17 protein-coding genes and 1 riboswitch are annotated in these 16306 nt (G+C 65.7%); of the genes, 12 read left to right on the plus strand and 5 right to left on the minus strand.

Annotated elements, in window-relative coordinates; genetic code table 11:
• Positions 1–4: 4 nt before the first annotated feature.
• Positions 5–679, minus strand: coding sequence for a DUF938 domain-containing protein (locus ACVI1L_RS10970; protein WP_456782861.1), 675 nt, complete (start codon positions 677–679; stop codon positions 5–7).
• 265 nt (positions 680–944) lie between these two features.
• Between ACVI1L_RS10970 and soxX the strand changes: the two genes are divergently transcribed.
• The 9 genes from soxX (at position 945) to ACVI1L_RS11015 (ending at position 7992) form a co-directional block, all read left to right on the plus strand.
• Positions 945–1235, plus strand: a complete 291-nt coding sequence (gene soxX / locus ACVI1L_RS10975; protein WP_229192219.1) for a sulfur oxidation c-type cytochrome SoxX — start codon at positions 945–947, stop codon at positions 1233–1235.
• 33 nt (positions 1236–1268) lie between these two features.
• Positions 1269–1763 carry a thiosulfate oxidation carrier protein SoxY gene (soxY, locus tag ACVI1L_RS10980; RefSeq protein WP_456782862.1) on the plus strand — a complete coding sequence of 165 codons (495 nt, stop codon included), beginning with the start codon at positions 1269–1271 and terminating at the stop codon, positions 1761–1763.
• A gap of 70 nt (positions 1764–1833) precedes the next feature.
• Positions 1834–2145 carry a thiosulfate oxidation carrier complex protein SoxZ gene (gene soxZ, locus ACVI1L_RS10985; protein ID WP_057021236.1) on the plus strand — a complete coding sequence of 104 codons (312 nt, stop codon included), beginning with the start codon at positions 1834–1836 and terminating at the stop codon, positions 2143–2145.
• Entirely contained in the window at positions 2142–3002 is an 861-nt protein-coding gene (gene soxA, locus ACVI1L_RS10990) for a sulfur oxidation c-type cytochrome SoxA (RefSeq protein WP_057021235.1), read from the plus strand. Before soxZ ends, soxA begins: the two co-directional genes overlap by 4 nt.
• Complete coding sequence (locus ACVI1L_RS10995; protein WP_083715237.1) at positions 2999–3313, plus strand: hypothetical protein; 315 nt, start codon at positions 2999–3001, stop codon at positions 3311–3313. Before soxA ends, ACVI1L_RS10995 begins: the two co-directional genes overlap by 4 nt.
• Positions 3314–3347: 34 nt before the next feature.
• Positions 3348–5096 carry a thiosulfohydrolase SoxB gene (gene soxB / locus ACVI1L_RS11000; RefSeq protein ID WP_076834894.1) on the plus strand — a complete coding sequence of 583 codons (1749 nt, stop codon included), beginning with the start codon at positions 3348–3350 and terminating at the stop codon, positions 5094–5096.
• On the plus strand, positions 5093–5548 hold the full coding sequence (locus tag ACVI1L_RS11005) for a DsrE family protein (RefSeq protein ID WP_456782863.1): 456 nt from the start codon (positions 5093–5095) through the stop codon (positions 5546–5548). The genes soxB and ACVI1L_RS11005 overlap by 4 nt, the downstream gene beginning before the upstream one ends.
• 338 nt (positions 5549–5886) lie before the next feature.
• A complete protein-coding gene (locus tag ACVI1L_RS11010) occupies positions 5887–6927 on the plus strand; it encodes an MBL fold metallo-hydrolase (RefSeq protein WP_076834892.1) in 1041 nt (346 codons plus the stop codon).
• Positions 6928–7155: 228 nt separating this feature from the next.
• Entirely contained in the window at positions 7156–7992 is an 837-nt protein-coding gene (locus ACVI1L_RS11015; RefSeq protein ID WP_076824982.1) for an IS5 family transposase, read from the plus strand.
• A gap of 38 nt (positions 7993–8030) precedes the next feature.
• Here ACVI1L_RS11015 and ACVI1L_RS11020 read toward each other — a convergent pair whose 3' ends face one another.
• The 3 genes from ACVI1L_RS11020 to ACVI1L_RS11030 form a co-directional block, all read right to left on the minus strand.
• Positions 8031–8846 (minus strand): ABC transporter substrate-binding protein, encoded by an 816-nt coding sequence (locus ACVI1L_RS11020; RefSeq protein WP_456782864.1) that lies wholly within the window; start codon positions 8844–8846, stop codon positions 8031–8033.
• A gap of 206 nt (positions 8847–9052) precedes the next feature.
• Entirely contained in the window at positions 9053–9826 is a 774-nt protein-coding gene (locus ACVI1L_RS11025; RefSeq protein WP_456782865.1) for an ABC transporter ATP-binding protein, read from the minus strand.
• Positions 9823–10866: a FecCD family ABC transporter permease gene (locus tag ACVI1L_RS11030; protein WP_253638379.1), complete on the minus strand. Its 1044-nt coding sequence runs from the start codon at positions 10864–10866 to the stop codon at positions 9823–9825. The genes ACVI1L_RS11025 and ACVI1L_RS11030 overlap by 4 nt, the downstream gene beginning before the upstream one ends.
• A 112-nt stretch (positions 10867–10978) precedes the next feature.
• Positions 10979–11176, plus strand: a riboswitch (cobalamin riboswitch).
• Between the two features lie 109 nt (positions 11177–11285).
• Between ACVI1L_RS11030 and ACVI1L_RS11035 the strand changes: the two genes are divergently transcribed.
• The 3 genes from ACVI1L_RS11035 to ACVI1L_RS11045 all read left to right on the plus strand — a co-directional run bounded on the left by ACVI1L_RS11035 (position 11286) and on the right by ACVI1L_RS11045 (position 15034).
• Complete coding sequence (locus ACVI1L_RS11035) at positions 11286–13550, plus strand: TonB-dependent receptor (protein ID WP_456782866.1); 2265 nt, start codon at positions 11286–11288, stop codon at positions 13548–13550.
• 111 nt (positions 13551–13661) lie between these two features.
• Complete coding sequence (locus tag ACVI1L_RS11040) at positions 13662–13835, plus strand: hypothetical protein (RefSeq protein WP_456782867.1); 174 nt, start codon at positions 13662–13664, stop codon at positions 13833–13835.
• 206 nt (positions 13836–14041) lie between these two features.
• Complete coding sequence (locus ACVI1L_RS11045; RefSeq protein ID WP_057021230.1) at positions 14042–15034, plus strand: ABC transporter substrate-binding protein; 993 nt, start codon at positions 14042–14044, stop codon at positions 15032–15034.
• A gap of 18 nt (positions 15035–15052) precedes the next feature.
• On the opposite strand, the gene ACVI1L_RS11050 is transcribed toward ACVI1L_RS11045, so the two are convergent.
• The gene (locus tag ACVI1L_RS11050; RefSeq protein ID WP_456782868.1) at positions 15053–16300 is read right to left on the minus strand and encodes a hypothetical protein; all 1248 of its coding nucleotides are present in this window, start codon (positions 16298–16300) and stop codon (positions 15053–15055) included.
• Positions 16301–16306 lie beyond the last annotated feature (6 nt).

Below are 16306 nucleotides of genomic sequence, written 5' to 3' on the forward strand. Positions count from 1 at the left end.
GCGGCTACTTGCGGGCAAAGACCAAAATCATGTTGTTGGCCGGCATCTCGAAGCTGCCGGCGAGCTTGAGCCCGACGCGCTCCGCAAGCGTCTCGAGATCGGCGATATCGCGCACCCCCCACTCGGCGTCGCGCTCGCGCAGCGACGTGTCGAACACGGCATTGCTGAGCGCGGTGTGCTTGCCGCCGCGCTTGAACGGGCCGTAGAGGAACAGCCGGCCGTCGGCGCGCAGGTGCCGCGCGGCGCCGGCGAACAGGCCCTCGGCCACGCGCCACGGCGCGATGTGGATCACATTGGCGCAGAAGATCGCGAGCAGTTTGTCCGGACCTTTGCCGTCCGGCGGCGCCGGCGACCAAGCCGGGTCGGACAGATCGATCGGCTGCGGCGACCGGATGTTCCGAAGGCCGGCATGCGCGCGCCAGGCCTCGATGCTGCGCAGGTGCGCCGCATGGAGATCGCTCGGCCACCAGGTGATGTCGGGCGTCTGACCGGCGAAATAGACGACATGCTGGCCGGTGCCGCTGCCGGCTTCCAGCACGTCGCCGGATTGGCCGGCGAGGCAGTCCTTCAGGACGGTCCAGATCGGCTGATGGTTGCGATGGAACGCCGGCGCATCGAGCCGCCCGTCCGCCTCGACCGGCCGGCCGTCCTTGCCAAACTCCGCCACGAATTCCGCCACCGCGCTTCTCCCTACGCCTCAGCCACATCTCAACCGCACAAACATGACAGGCGGAAGGCGCAGGACATGCGCTCCAGTGCCGGACTGCCCCTGTGGCATTAACCCCGTCGCAACGCGCCTATTCTCCGTGTTGCCAGCCGATGGCCTTTGTGCTTTCCACGCTTTATATTGCGATGGGATCATCGAGATTGAAGCCCGGGAAACGTCCTTGATCGCCACTTTCTCCAAGCCAGCCTTCGTCCTGGCGCTGCTGGCGGGCACCGCCATGGCCGCGCCCGCGCAGGCCCAGTCCGCCGCCGAGGGACAAAAGCTCGCCTTCGACCGCGGCAAGGGCAATTGCCTGACCTGCCACGTCATCAAGGGCGGCGACCTGCCCGGCACGATCGGCCCCGAGCTGAGCGGCCTGAAGGCCAAATACAGCCGTGACGAGCTGATCGCGATCGTGACCGACGAAACCAGGCGCAATCCGCAGACGGTGATGCCGCCGTTCGGCCGAAACCGGATTTTGAGCGAGAAGGAAATCGACGCGGTGGTGGACTTCCTGCAGACGCTGTGACGCCGCGACCGTCGCTTGAGGAGATTTTTTTCGATGAACATCACGACCAGCGAATTTTTCAAAGCGCGCCGCATGGTGCTGAAGGGCGCCGGCGTCGCCGCGCTGATCGGCCTCGGGGTCATTCCGTTCGACGTGCCGCGGGCGCTCGCCGCCGCCAACGACAAATATCCCGAAGACGCATTCAAGCAGAAGAACGAGGCCGACGCGATCAAGGCGCTCTATGGCAAGACCGCCGAGCCGTCGGACAAGATCAAGATGGATGCGCCGGAGATCGCCGAGAACGGCGCGGTGGTGCCGATCTCCGCCACCACGACGCTGGCCGACGTCACCTCGATCTCGTTTCTGGTGAGCGAGAATCCGATCTCGCTGGTCGCCTCATACAGGATTCCGGCCGGCACGCTGCCGACCGTCTCCAACCGCATCAAGATGGCGAAGACCAGCAACGTCACCGCGATCGTCGAGGCCGGCGGCAAGCTCTACAGCGCCAAAAAGGAAATCAAGGTCACCGTCGGCGGCTGCGGCGGCTGAGTACGCATGATCCGGAAAAGTGGGAACCGGTTTTCCGACAAGATCATGCGCAAACAATAGGGATAATCAGATGGCATCGAGCATTCGCGTGCGCGCCACGTCAAACGGCGACACCACCGAGGTGCAGGCTCTGATCCAGCATCCGATGGATTCCGGCTTCGTCAAGGACGCCAAGGGCGAGATCATTCCGCCGCATTTCATCCAGCAGCTCACCTTCGAATATGACGGCAAGCCGGTGTTCGTCGCCGACTGGGGCGGCGGCGTCTCCAAGGATCCCTATGTCAAGTTCGCCTTCAAGGGCGGCAAGAAGGGCGACGATCTGAAGGTCAGCTGGGTCGACAACAAGGGCGCGACCGACACCGCCACGGCGAAGATTCAATGACGCGGCGCCTCGCAATCCGTGCAGCACTCGCGACGTTCGCGCTCGGCGTGCTGGCGCTCGCGCCGGCCGCGCGGGCGGCCGACACCGTCGATCCCGCCGCCGACAAGGCCGCGTTCCAGAAATTCTTCACCAGCAAATTCCCCAAGCTGAAGCTCGAGGATTTCGTCAACGGTCCCTATTCGATGAATGAGGACCTGCACAGGCAGTGGGAGGAGAAGGAGCAGTTTCCGCCCTACGAGTTCTCGCTCGAAGCCGGCAAAGAGATGTTCGCGACGCCGTTCAAGAACGGCAAGACCTACGCCGACTGCTTCCCGAACAAGGGCATCGGTATCCGCCAGAACTATCCCTATTTCGACGAGAAGGAAGGCAAGGTCGTCACGCTCGAGCTCGCGCTCAACCGCTGCCGCGAAGCTAATGGCGAGGCGCCGTTCTCCTATGTGAAGGACGACATGGCGGCGCTCACCGCCTACATGGCCTTCACCTCGCGCGGCAAGCCGATGGACATCAAGATCCCGAACGATCCGCGCGCGCTCGAGGCCTATCAGAAGGGCAAGGAGTATTTCTACACCCGCCGCGGCCAGCTCAATTTCTCCTGCGCCACCTGCCACATCCAGAGCCCGGGCGAGCGGATCCGCGCCGAGGTGCTGGCGCCGGCGCTCGGCATCCTGAACGCGATGCCGATCTACCGCTCCGAATGGAGCGGCATGGGCACGACCAGCCGCCGCTTCACCACCTGCAACAGCCAGATCCGCGGCGTGCCGCTCAATCCGCAGGACGACGAGTACCGCAACCTCGAATACTATCTGTCCTATGTCAGCAACGGGCTGCCGATTTCGGGTCCGGGAGCACGGCCATGAGCGCGGCCATCAAAACTGTCCTCGCAGCATCAGCCCTGCTGATCGCAGCGGCGACCTGTGCCCTCGCCGCCTCCGAAGCCGACTACAAGGCCGCCTACGCCGCCGCCGAAGCCGCCAACAAGGAAGCAGGCAACCTGCGCAACCAGTGGACCACCACCGCCTCGACACTATCTGCCGCAAAAAAGGCCGGTGAGGCTGGTGATTTCGACACCGCAGTCGCCAGGGCCAAGGAGGCCGAGGCGCTGGCAAAGGCCTCGATCTTCCAGGCCACCAGCGAAAAGGAACGCTGGAAGGACATGGAAGTTCGCTAAGAGCGCGCAGGCCAGGGGCCGCGCGGAGAGAATGATGATCATCCGCCGCCGGGAATTCCTGAAAGCTGCGGCCGCCGCAACGCTGACGGCCGGCCTGCCCCGCCTCGCGCGCAGCGCCGATACCGCCAGCGTCTACGACCTCGAGCGGTTCGGCAACGCCCGCATCCTGCACATGACCGATACGCATGCGCAGCTGAAGCCGGTGTTCTTCCGCGAGCCCGGCGTCAATCTCGGCGTCGGCGCGATGGCCGGCCAGCCGCCGCACCTCGTCGGCAAGGCCTTCCTCGACCGCTTCGGCATCCGGCCCGACAGCGCCGACGCCTATGCCTTCACCTGCGTCGAATTCGAGAAGGCCGCCGGCCGCTTCGGCCGGCTCGGCGGCTTCGCCCACCTGAAGACACTGGTCGACAAGCTGCGCGCCGATGTCGGCGAAAAGCGTTCGATCCTGCTCGACGGCGGCGACCTCTGGCAGGGCTCGGCGCTCGCCAACGCCATGAACGGCGCCGACATGGTGGAGGCCGCCAATCTGCTCGGCATCGAGGCGATGACCGGGCACTGGGAATTCACCTATGGCGAGCAGGTGCTGCGCGACAACCTCTCCCGCTTCAAGGGCGAGTTCCTGGCGCAGAACGTGTTCCTGACCGAGGAAGCCGCGTTCAACGACGCCAAGGCGTTCGACCCGGCTTCGGGACGGGTGTTCAAGCCGTCCTTCATCAAGGAGATCGGCGGCCATCGCGTTGCGATCATCGGCCAGGCCTTCCCCTACGTGCCGATCGCGCATCCGAAGCGCTTCACGCCGGACTGGAAGTTCGGCATCCGCGACGAGGAGCTGCAGAAGCTCGTCGACGGCCATCGCAACAACGACAAGGTCGAGGCGGTGATCCTGCTGTCGCATAACGGCATGGATGTCGACCTCAAGCTCGCCAGCCGCGTCACCGGCATCGACGTCATCCTCGGCGGGCACACCCACGACGCGATCCCGATCCCGATCACGGTGACCAATGCCGGCGGCGTCACGCTGGTGACCAATGCCGGCTCCAACGGCAAATTCATCGGCGTGCTCGATCTCGACCTTGCCAAGGGCAAGGTCGCCAATGTCCGCTACCGGCTGCTGCCGGTGTTCGCCGAACTGCTGAAGCCCGATCCTGCGATGCAGACGCTGATCGACAAGATGCGCGATCCGCATGCCGACGAATGGAACAACAAGCTGGCCTCGGCCGACCGGCTGCTCTACCGCCGCGGCAATTTCTCCGGCACCGTCGACCAGTTGATCTGCGATGCGCTGCTGAACGAGCTCGACGCCGAGATCGCGCTGTCGCCGGGCTTCCGCTGGGGCATCACCACGCTCGCCGGCCAGCCGCTGACCATGGAAGACGTGCTGTCGGAAACCGCGATCACCTATCCGGAGACCTACGTCGCCAAGATGACGGGTAGCCAGATCAAGGATGTGCTGGAAGACGTTTGCGACAATCTGTTCAACGTCGATCCCTATTATCAGCAGGGCGGCGACATGGTCCGCGTCGGCGGCCTCGCCTACACCTGCACGCCGGCCGAGACTGTCGGCAAGCGCATTTCCGAGCTGAAGTTGGGCAACGGCAAGCGTCTCGAAGCCGGCAAGCACTACAAGGTCGCAGGCTGGGCCTCGGTCAACCAGCAGAGCGGCGCGCCGATCTGGGATGTCGTCGCCAGGCACCTGCGCTCCGGCCGGCCGCCGAACCGCGACGAACCCGGCGTGACGCTGAAAGGCGTCGAGGACAACCCGGGCATCGCGAGGCACGGATGACGCGCCGCGCGCTGATCGCGGCATTCGGCCTTGCTGCGCTCGCGCTGGCGACGCCACTCGCGCGTGCCCAGCAGGCGCCGTTGCAGGACAAGCCGTTCGCCGAGCACAAGGTCGTGCTGCAGCTCTCCGACAACGATCCGAGGAAGCAAGGCCTCGTCATCAGCGTCGCCAACAATCTGATGAAGCACTACGACCCCGACAAGGTCGCGGTCGAGATCGTCGCCTTCGGCCCGGGCATCGACCTGCTCAAGCCCGACAACCCGAACCGCAAGCTGGTCGAGAGCCTGGTCGCGCAGGGCGCGCGGGTCGACATCTGCCTCAACACCGCCGACACGATCGAACGCGACAGCGGCAAGCGGCCGGACTACATCGCCGCCGCCACCCCCGTGCAGGTCGGCGTCGCGCAGATCTTGCTGCTCACCGAGAACGGATACACGCTGGTCCGGCCGTAACGGCCCCGTCGTCATTGCGAGCCAACGGGTCGCGCGAACGCGCGCCCGCAAGAGCAGGCTGGAGTTACGTGCGGCCGTAACTTCGTCTCTTCCACGACCTCGATGCATATCCCGTCATCCTGAGGCGCGAGCGGAGCGAGCCTCGAAGGATGCACGGCCCAGATGCCTTGTCCCATTCGCGGAAAGACCCGGGCCGTCCACCCTTCGAGACGCGCGCAAGAGCGCGCTCCTCAGGGTGACGGGATTCGGCTGGGGTGGGGATGGATTTGCTTTGAACAGACCCTATCTATGGAATAATATCCTCCATGTGACTCGGCCCGGAGAATAGGTAAGCCGTCATGATCTTTCGCCAGCTCTTCGACAGCGTATCCGGAACCTACAGCTATCTGCTCGCGAGCCGCGCCGGCGGCGAGGCACTGATCCTCGATCCGGTGCTGGAGAAGGCCGATCGCTACTGCAAGCTGCTCCAGGAACTTGACCTCAGGCTGGTCAAGGCCGTCGATACGCACCTGCACGCCGATCACGTCACCGGCCTCGGCGAGCTGCGCGACCGCACCCAGTGCATCACCATCATGGGCGAGCAGAGCAAGGCCGACGTGGTGTCGATGCGCGTCTCCGACGGCGACAAGGTGACGATCGAGGGCCTTTGCCTCGAGGCGCTGTACACGCCCGGCCACACCGACGATTCCTACAGCTATCTGATGGGCGACCGCGTCTTCACCGGCGACACGCTGCTGATCCGCGGCACCGGCCGCACCGACTTCCAGAACGGCAGCGCGCGGGCGCAGTACGATTCGATCTTCAACCGCCTGCTGAAGCTGCCGGAGGAGACCATGGTGTTCCCCGCGCATGACTACAAGGGCGACACCGTCTCCACCATCGGCGAGGAGAAGCGCTACAATCCGCGGCTGCAGGTCAAATCGATCGACGACTATGTCGAGCTGATGAACAACCTCAATTTGCCGAACCCGAAGCTGATGGACGTCGTGGTGCCCGCCAACATGCATGTCGGCCTGCACCAGGACGAACTCGCCAAGGAAGGCCTCTCCCTCAGCGCGCGCGACGCCATCGCGAGTCTCGGCCGCCCCGATATCCTTCTGGTCGATTTGCGCGAGAGCGGCGAGCGGGCCAAGCACGGCACGCTCGCGGGCGCGCTGCACGCGCCCTATCCGGGGATTTGCGCCACCCTGCAGCCCGGCGGCATGCTGCGCGAGGTCGCCGCCGCAACCGGCCGCCGCGTCGTGTTCTTCTGCGCCTTCGGCGAGCGCTCGGCGATGGCGGTGGCCGCCGCGAAGAAGGCGGGACTGGCCAACACCGCGCATATCGATGGCGGCATCGATGCGTGGAAGAAGGCCGGCGGGCCGGTGGTGATGGGATAGTCTCATAACCCTTTAGCCCGCTCGCAAATATCTCACCGTCTGAGGTGCGAGCGAAGCGAGCCTCGAAGGGCGACGGCCACACTCCTTCCGCGAACTCCTGGAAGTATCCGGGCCGTGCATCCTTCGAGACGCGGCTTCGCCGCTCCTCAGAGCCTGACTGAAAAATGGGTGAGTGATCTCAGTGGGGTGTGATTCCATCGGATTTGCAAAGATTCGAGGGAGAGCACGATGCCCTGGACCAAGATCACTCGGGAGCAATATCGGCGGGACGATCTGCGTTATGCAAGCGATATGACCGATGCGGAGTGGGCGGTGATCAGACGCCTGTTGCCGCGAGCGAACCGGCGCGGCCGGCCGCGTAAGACGGAGCTGCGTCGTGTGATCGAAGCGATCCTCTATATCGTTTCGACCGGCTGCCAGTGGCGGGCGTTGCCGCAGGAGTTCCCGCCCTATTCGACGGTGCAGGGCTATTTTTATAGATGGCGGGATACAGGCCGGTGGCAGAGGATTGTCAGCGTGCTTGTCCGACGGGCGCGAAAAAAGCTTGGACGGACACCGAAGCCGACGGCAGCCGTGATCGACAGTCAAAGTGCGCCAACCACGCAAGCTGGCGGACCGCGCGGCTACGATGCAGGCAAGCGCATCTACGGCCGCAAGCGGCATATCGTGACGGATACCAATGGCCTCCTCCTTGGGGTTCATGTTCATCCGGCCAACGTTCAGGACTGCCATGGCGCCGTACCGCTGCTGAAGAACGTGCGGATGAACTTCCCCCGGCTGCGCCACGTCTTTGCCGACCGGATCTACCGCGGAAATCAACTCCTCGACGCGCTCTCAGACTGCGGTCCATGGACTGTCGAGATCGTCGAGCGGCCTCAAGGCGTCAAAGGCTTCCAGCTTCTGCCGAGGCGGTGGGTGGTTGAACGCACATTCGCTTGGTTCGGCAGATGCCGCCGCCTCGCCAAGGACTTCGAGGCGACGGTGGCAACCGAAGCTGCCTGGCTGCTGATTGCACACATCAGGCTCCTGACCCGCAGACTCGCGGCTGCAGCTAAGGTTGGGTGATTTATGAGTCAGACTCTCAGGATGACGGGTTTGGAAGGTCACTGCGTCACTCGCTGCAACTCTTCCGTCAGGCGATCCAGCGCATCCGCCAGCATCACGCCGCCGCACACCGTGAGCCGCTCCGGCAGCACGATGCGCTTGCTTTGCGGATAGAAGCGCTCCAGCGCCGGATGCAGCAGGAAGGCGCGACCGTCATCCTCGGCGCGGTCGCCGGCTTCCGACACCAGGATGAAATCCGGCCGGAGTTTTACGATCGCCTCCAGCGAAGCAAACCCGCCTGCGCCGACGCCAAGTTCGCCGGCGGCGTTGGCGAGGCCGGCTGCCGCCAGCAGCGAGCTGACCAGGCTATGGTCGCCCGAGACAAAGCCGCGCCGCTCCAGCGGCAGCACGCGGTAATGATGCGCGCTTGCCGCCGCCCGCGCATGCGCGATCGTCGCATCGAGGCGCGCGATCTCGGCCTCCGCGCGATCGGGATGCTGCACCACATCGCCCATCGCGCGAATCTGGTCCTTCACCTCGTCCAGCGTGCGCGGCACGGTGAATTCGACGAGGTGCAGCCCGTGGGCCTTCAACAGATCGCGGGTCGCGCGCTTGTCGAACAGGCTGACCACGACGAGGTCGGGCTTGAGCAGCAGCACGTCCTCGGCCTCGCCGGACAGGCGCGGAAAGTTTCGCGCCTTCTCCGCGGCCCAGGATTGCCAGGCATCGCGCGAGAAGCGGCTGAGGCCGATGATCTGGTCCGGGTCGGCCAGCGACAGCACGAGTTGGTCGCTGCAGACATTCATCGAGACGATGCGTGGTCCAGCGGCGAACGCGGCACCGGCTGACATGAGCCACACGAGGAGTGAAAGCATCAGGGCAAAGCAAGACGACGCAAGATAGCGTCCGCGCGAAGACAGTGCCCCCTCTCCCGCTTGCGGGGGAGGGTCGGGGTGGGGGTCGTACCGCAATGAACGCTCTTTGAGTGGAGAGAGCCCCCACCCGCTGCGCTCTTCGAGCGCAGCGACCTCCCCCACAAGCGGGAGAGGTGAACTGAGCTCGTGGTGAGGCCGTGGCCACATCACACGTCCGCCCACGGCACGATGACGGCTTCGCGCTGAAATTCGGCGCGATAGGCGCTGATGCGGAACACGCTGGCGAGGACGCTCTCCGACAATGCCTCGACGGGCGCGCCCTGCGCGGCCAGCCGCCCTTCCGACAGCACCAGCACGTGATCGGCGAAGCGCGCGGCAAGTCCCAGGTCATGCGTCACCACGATCACCAGCACGCCGCTGTCGGCGACATTGCGCAGCTTCTGCATCACGTCGATCTGGTGGCGCGGATCGAGCGAGGCGGTCGGCTCGTCGGCGAGAATCACCGGCGCCTCCACCGCGAGCACCCGTGCCAGTGCGACGCGGCTGCGCTCGCCGCCGGAGAGTTCGGTGACGCGGCGATCGCTGAATTCGGTGACGTCAACCGCCTGCATGGCGCGCAGCACCGCCTCCATATCCGTCTGCGACAGCCGCGCCGGATCGGTCGCGCCGTGCGGATAGCGGCCGAGCGCGACGATGTCGCGCGCCGGCAGCGGCCAGTGCACCATGTGCCCCTGCGGCAGGTAGGCAAAACGTTTCGCACGCTCGCGCAGCGGCAGCGACGCCAGCGGATCGCCGCCGATCCGGATCTCGCCGCCCGACGGAATCAGCCCGGAGAGTGCGCGCAGCAGCGTGGTCTTGCCGGCGCCGTTCGGCCCGACCAGCGCGACCAGATGGCCCGATGGCAACGACAGCGAGACATCGTGCAGCACCTTGCGGCTGCCGAGCGAGGCATTGAGAGCGGCGGCGGAGAGCAGCGTCATGCCACGCCTCCGCCGAGCGCGCGGCGTTCGCGCATGATCAGATAGAGGAAGAACGGCACGCCGATGATCGAGGTCAGCACGCCGACCTTGATGTCGGAGGTCGAGGGGATGATGCGCACCGCGATGTCGGCCGCGAGCAGCAACGCCGAGCCGGTGAGCGCACTGGGCACCAAGAGCCGCGCCGGATCGTGACCGATCACGGGACGCATCAGATGCGGCGCGACGAGGCCGATGAAACCGATCGTGCCGGTGACTGCGACCGCGCCGCCGACGCCAAGCGCCACGCCCGTGATCACGAAGAGCCGCAACCGCCCGACGTCGACGCCGAGGCTCTGCGCCGCCTCCTCGCCAAGCGTCAGCGCGCGGAAGGCGCTCGCCTGGCTGAGCAGGATGGCGGCGCCCGCGACGATGAAGGGCAGCGCCAGCGCCACGTGCTGGAAGCTGCGGTCCTCCAGCGAGCCGAGCAGCCAGAACGCGATCTCCAGCACCACAAACGGATTGCTCGAGAGATTCATCACCAGTGCGGTCGCGGCTCCCGCAAAGCTCGAGATCGCGAGCCCAGCGAGGATCAGGATCAACAGCCCGGCATTGCGGCCGGCGATCGCAAGCAGCGCGAACACCGAGCCGAACGCGGCGATGATCGCCACCACCGGCAGCGCGTAGGAGCGCACATCGGCGAGGCCCAGCGCGATCACCAGCACCGCGCCGAACGCCGCCGATTGCGGCGCGCCGAACAGCGACGGCGAGGCCAGCGGATTGCGCAGCAGCCCTTGCAGCGCCGCACCGGACAGCCCGAGAATGCCGCCGATCGCAAATGCCAGGATGGTGCGCGGCAGGCGGATCTCGCGCACGATCACCTGCGCCACATCGCTGCTGCCGCCGAACAGCGCCTCGACCACCGCGAGCGGCGACAGCCGCACCGGCCCGATGCCGAGCGAGAGCACACACAACAGGACCACGAGCGCGAGCAGCGCCGCCGTGGCGCCCCACCGGCGCCGCGCCGCGACCTCGGCCGCCAAGGCAAAATCCTGCACGCTCATCGGATCCATGCTCTTACAGCGATCGCCGTGGCAGACAAGCGACACTCGACAAAAACCGTGGCCGCGCGGCCGCCGCCCGACTTCCGCCGGATTGACTTTGCTACCCGGCCGAACCCTAGATGAACATGACGGTTCTTTCATGAGATGAAAAGGGAATGCGGTACGGGGAAACTTCCCCAACGCCGCGGCTGCCCCCGCAACTGTATGCGGTGAATCCTTCGTCACAGGCCACTGGGAATCTCGGTCCTGGGAAGGCGACGAAGGGTAACGACCCGCGAGCCAGGAGACCTGCCGTCAGCCGTGGTCACACGCGATGCTGCCGGTCGGGGAGTACAGGCATGAGCTTCACCTGATGCTGTGAGCACGATGGTGAGACTGGTTCGCGGTGACGTGCCACTGACGTTGCCGAGGCCTTGCTTATGTTCTCCTTCCCTTTCCATCGGCGGCGCCGCGCGCTTCTGCTCGCGTCGACGATGATCGCGCCGGCGATCCTTGTCTCCGCAGCGCGGGCGCAGGAGGCACCCGCTCCCGATCAGCTGCCGGCGATCGAAGTCACCAAGCCGGGCGACCAGAACGTCACGCGCGCCAGGCCGGCCGCTGACGAAGCGCCGGCGCCGCGACGCCCGGCGCCGGGCACCTCGCAAGGCAACAATACAGGCAGCGGAGCCGGATCGGGCACGACAGGGACCGGCGTGGCCACCGGAACGGGCGGCACCGGCGGCCGCCAGTTCGCCGGCATTGTCGGCTCCTCCTCGGCCGTGATCACCGCCGACGACATCGCGCATTCGCCGGTGCAGTCGTTGCCCGAGATCCTCGCGCAGGTGCCGGGCGTGCAGCTGCAAACGCCCTATGGCGGACCGAACGGCGCCAAGACGTCGGTCGACCTGCGCGGCTTCGGCGCATTCGCGACCGACAATACCCTTTTCCTGCTCAACGGCCGCCGCCTCAACGACGTCGACAAGGCCGGCTTCGACCTCACCACGATTCCGCTCGATTCGATCGAGCGCATCGAGATCACGCGCGGCAACAGCGGCGCGGTGCTCTACGGCGACAACGCGGTGGGCGGCGTCGTCAACATCATCACCAAGACCGGCGTCGGCGGCCCGCCGACGACGATGCGGGCCGAGGCCGGAGTTGGCTCGTTCAACACCCGCATGGCCGCGGTCTCCGCGGCGCTCAATTCCGGCCCGTGGTCCACCTCGTTCTACGGCAACGGCATCAAGTCGGACGGCTACCGCGTCAACAATGCGCTCGACCAGCGCAACGCCGTCGGCAACATCAACTACACGACGCCTGATCTCACCGCCTTCCTGACCGTCACCGGCAGCGACCAGAAGCTCGGCCTACCCGGCGGACGGCTGGTCGATCCGTCGATCGGCGTGAACGAGCTGCTCACCGATCGCCGCGGCGCCGCGACGCCCTTCGACTATGCCAACCAGCAGACCGCCAGCGTCACCGCCGGCTTCACCAAGACGCTGATGAACGGCGTCGACCTCATCGTCGACGGCGGCTGGCGGCAGCGCGAGACGCAGAGCGGCTTCTTCGGCACGGTGCCGACCATCAGCTTCGCCTCGACCTACAATGACGCCGCGCTGCAGACCTGGTCGCTGACGCCGCGGCTCAGCGTCAAGAATGTGATGCTGGGCGTGCCGTCGACGATCCTGACCGGCATCGACTATTACGATTCGAGCTTCCGCGAGGCGCGCGGCGCCTATCAGGGCGTCGACCCGTTCCACATCTACAATATCGAGCAGCAGAGCGTGGCCGGCTACTGGCAGCACACGATCGGCGTGCTGCCGACGACCGACTTCGCCTACGGCGCGCGCGTGCAGAACACCAGCATCTCGGCGCGCGATCGCTACGACCCGAATGCGCCATTCGCATTCGACACCCAGGCGGCACCGCTCGACAGCAACGAGACGCAATACGCGCTGCATGTCGGCATCGAGCATCGCCTGACCGACACCTTCTCGGTGTTCGGCCGCGCGGCACGCGCATTCCGCACGCCTGATGTCGACGAACGCGTCGCGTCGGGTCCGTCATTCGACCCGCTGACCTTCGCCCCGATCCCGCAGAATTTCCAGCTCAAGACCCAGACCTCGCAGGATGTCGAGGGCGGCTTTCGCGTCAGGACCAACCGCTTCCAGGTCCAGACCAGCGTCTATCTGATGGATCTCGAGAACGAGATCCATTTCAACCCGGTGCTGTTCTTCAACACCAACCTCGACCCCACCCGCCGCTATGGCTCGGAAACCAGTGCCTCGCTCAAGTTCAGCGATACGGTGACCCTGCGCGGCGGCATGGCGATCACCCGCGCGGTGTTCCGCGAAGGCATCTGGGCCGGCAACGACGTGCCGCTGGTGTCGCGCTACACCGGCAATCTCGGCGTCACCTGGAATATCTGGCAGAACTATCTGGTGTTCGACGCCACGGTGCGGTCCTGGAGTTCGCGCATCATGGACAACGATCAGGCCAACACCCAGAGCCGGATTCCCGGCAACGCCACCGCCGATATCAAGCTGAGCGGGCAAGTTGACCGCTTCTTCTGGTCACTGAGCGTGAACAACCTGTTCAACGCGCTCTATTACGATTACGCCATCGCGAGCACGTTCACCGAAGGCCGCTTCTCGGCCTATCCGCTGCCCGGCCGCACCTACATGGTAAAGGCCGGCGCGACGTTTTAGAGCGTGAACCGGTGGGGCGGGTCTGCCCCGCGCACCGTCTCCGAACATTACAAACGCACCGAAACTGGGGTAGAGTTCCGGCAGCTGATTTGACCCGCGCAGGGGAAACGCATGGCCAAGGCCGGGAAGCAGACCAAGGGCGGCACGAAGACCAAAGACAAGGCCGACGAAAAGTCGAAGAAACCTCCGCCACCCGCAGCGCTACAGGACGACGAGTACTACGAGGACGGCGACATCGCCACGCCGAAGCTCGACCGCTACGGCAATGATGACGAGCCGTTGTGAGGCCCGGCGAATATCGATCCACAGATCCTGCGCGCAGTCGCGCGCGGCGGCCTCGTAGCTCGCGAGCTACCGAGCCCGGCTCGTCGTCGCCAAGCAGACATTAGGTCGCAGCGAGGTCATCGGCCGGACCACCCTTCCGGATTGGTTGCCCACCCCCTGGATGCTAGGCTTCGCATGGACGCTGGGTCCTTGCTGGGGGCGGTGCCATGAGGTTTGCGAAGGCGGTGCTCACGGTCTTCTGCATGATCGCGTCGATGTGCGACCCGTCCGATGCGCAACAGGCCCCCAGGAAAGTAGGAATCCTCGTCAACGGCAGCCCGTCGCCGCTGTTCGACTCCATCAAGAAAAACCTTCTGAGCGACTTCGCCGAGCGCGGCTATCTCGAAGGACGCGACATCGTCATCGAACCGCGATTTGCCGAATCGAAGCTCGAGCGCCTTCCGGGCCTCGCCTCGGAGCTGGTCGACGCGAATGTGGATGTCATCCTCGCACTCGGCGGCCCGGCGTCGGTCGCGTCGCAGAAAGCCACGTCGACGATCCCGGTGATCTTTGCGATCGTGACCGATCCGGTCGCGTTGAAGCTTGTCGCCTCGATGGAAAAACCGGGAGGCAACGTCACGGGCCTCACCAACCTCGATCCGCGGCAGGCCAGCGACCAGTTCAAGCTTCTGAAGGAGGCATTCCCCGGGATCAAGCGCGTTGCGATTCTCAGTGATCAAACGATCCCCGGCGCGGATGAACGCGGGCTCGCCCCGATTGATCGTGCCAACGAGGCCGCAGCCAAGGCCCAGGGGGTGGAGCCGCAAATCGTGAAGGTCAAGGGTGCAGACGATCTGGAGGCCGCGATTGCCGGGATGGCAAAGGAGCGCGCGCAGGCGCTGCTGGTCCTTGAAGTGCCGGTGCCCTGGAGCAATCGAAAACGAGTCGGTGAACTGGCCATCAAGAACCGCTTGCCGGCAATGTTTCCCGGCGGCCAGGCGGACGCGGGCGGGGTGATTACTTATGGGGCCAACGTCGCCGATACATGGCGCGAGTTTGCGACATTCGCCGACAAGATTTTCAAGGGCGCGAAGCCGGGCGACCTGCCAGTCGGCGTCGTCACCAAGCGAGAGCTGATATTCAATCTCCAGGCGGCCCAGGCCGTGGGCGTCGAGATTCCACCGGAGCTCTTGAAGCGCGCAGACAAGATCGTGCGGTGAATTCGCGCTGGAGGGATACTAGCGGAAATCGCCATTCTCGATCGCCTTGATGCTGCCGCGATCGAGCAGATGCGCGCCAAAGCCGCCGCGCGCCAGCGATGAGGCGATCTGCGGTGATGCCAGCAGCAGCACTGTCGTCATCGCAAGCGGCACGGCGCTGAGCCAGTCGAGCCCCACCGGCGTCAGCTCTTCGCTGCTTCCCCGATAGTGCCCTTCGCCCGCGGCGATGCGGCCGCATTCCCGGATCAGGTCACGCCGCGTACCATCGCGCGACGCACTGCCGAGCAGCGCCTGCATCGCCAGATGCGTCCGCACCCCGGCGCGCCCCTCGGCCAGCGGCGCCGGCGTTTCGCCGCGCGAGACGCGCAGCAGCAGGTCGACCAGATCGACGCCCGACTGAAAGGCGTTCATCGGCTCGACCAGCCGCGGGTTGCAGTCGATCAACAGCGGCGTCGCGCTGTCGAGCGGCATGATGACGTCGACCGAGAGCGCACCGTGCCAACGAAGATGCGCGCCGATGGTCTCGAGGCCGGCGCGGATCGCCGGCCGGCTCACGCTCTCCTTGATCGCCTCGCCGCCGCCGACACCGGCCGCAATCTGGCGGTACGCATGGAAGCCGACGAGCGTGCCGTGGCAGAACACCGACTGCGCCTTCTCGACCGTGCCGGTGACCAGATCCTGCGCCAGCACCTCGCCGGCAAGATCGCCTGAGGATTCGAGGTCGTAGAGCGCGCGATTGAGATCACCAGCGTCGCGCACGAACCAGACACCGCGGCTGGCGGTGCCGACCGACGTTTTGACAACGGATGGAAACCGCACCGCCTCGCGCAGCTCCTCGGCCGAATTCACGATCCGGGTCGGCGGCTGCGGCAGGCCGAGCCGGTCGAGCAGGCGGCTGAAGCCGGCCTTGCTGTGCACGGCGCGATAGCTGGCGAAATCCGGCAGCGCGAGGCCGGTACGTGAGGCCAGCCCCGCCGCGGCGCGGGCGAACAGAAATCCCTGTTCATGGGTCGGCAGCAGCACATCGAAATGCCGCGACGCCAACAGGCGCTCGACGAAGCGCAGGAAGCCGGCCGGATCCGACCGCAGCGGCGGACAATGGTGGTATTTGCGGACAAAGCGCGAGTAGCGCGCCAGGCACCAGCGCGAGGGGTCGCAAACCTCGACGTGATGGCCGGCCAGGCCCAGGATCGTGATCGCCTCGCGGCCGGAGGTGCTGGAGCCCTCCGACACCAGCACGCGGAGCTGCTTTTTGGCGTCGATCATGGCCGA

Source organism: Bradyrhizobium sp. USDA 4516 (assembly GCF_054055915.1).

Coding starts and splice junctions, on each gene's coding strand:
- ACVI1L_RS11035 (WP_456782866.1), top strand. CDS start 11,286: ATGTTCTCCTTCCCTTTCCATCGGCGGCGCCGCGCGCTTCTGCTCGCG.
- ACVI1L_RS11025 (WP_456782865.1), bottom strand. CDS start 9,826: ATGACGCTGCTCTCCGCCGCCGCTCTCAATGCCTCGCTCGGCAGCCGC.
- ACVI1L_RS11050 (WP_456782868.1), bottom strand. CDS start 16,300: ATGATCGACGCCAAAAAGCAGCTCCGCGTGCTGGTGTCGGAGGGCTCC.
- ACVI1L_RS11040 (WP_456782867.1), top strand. CDS start 13,662: ATGGCCAAGGCCGGGAAGCAGACCAAGGGCGGCACGAAGACCAAAGAC.
- ACVI1L_RS11005 (WP_456782863.1), top strand. CDS start 5,093: ATGACGCGCCGCGCGCTGATCGCGGCATTCGGCCTTGCTGCGCTCGCG.
- soxA (WP_057021235.1), top strand. CDS start 2,142: ATGACGCGGCGCCTCGCAATCCGTGCAGCACTCGCGACGTTCGCGCTC.
- ACVI1L_RS10995 (WP_083715237.1), top strand. CDS start 2,999: ATGAGCGCGGCCATCAAAACTGTCCTCGCAGCATCAGCCCTGCTGATC.
- ACVI1L_RS11020 (WP_456782864.1), bottom strand. CDS start 8,846: ATGCTTTCACTCCTCGTGTGGCTCATGTCAGCCGGTGCCGCGTTCGCC.
- ACVI1L_RS11015 (WP_076824982.1), top strand. CDS start 7,156: ATGCCCTGGACCAAGATCACTCGGGAGCAATATCGGCGGGACGATCTG.
- ACVI1L_RS11030 (WP_253638379.1), bottom strand. CDS start 10,866: ATGAGCGTGCAGGATTTTGCCTTGGCGGCCGAGGTCGCGGCGCGGCGC.
- ACVI1L_RS11045 (WP_057021230.1), top strand. CDS start 14,042: ATGAGGTTTGCGAAGGCGGTGCTCACGGTCTTCTGCATGATCGCGTCG.
- soxX (WP_229192219.1), top strand. CDS start 945: ATGGCCGCGCCCGCGCAGGCCCAGTCCGCCGCCGAGGGACAAAAGCTC.
- soxB (WP_076834894.1), top strand. CDS start 3,348: ATGATCATCCGCCGCCGGGAATTCCTGAAAGCTGCGGCCGCCGCAACG.
- ACVI1L_RS11010 (WP_076834892.1), top strand. CDS start 5,887: ATGATCTTTCGCCAGCTCTTCGACAGCGTATCCGGAACCTACAGCTAT.
- soxY (WP_456782862.1), top strand. CDS start 1,269: ATGAACATCACGACCAGCGAATTTTTCAAAGCGCGCCGCATGGTGCTG.
- soxZ (WP_057021236.1), top strand. CDS start 1,834: ATGGCATCGAGCATTCGCGTGCGCGCCACGTCAAACGGCGACACCACC.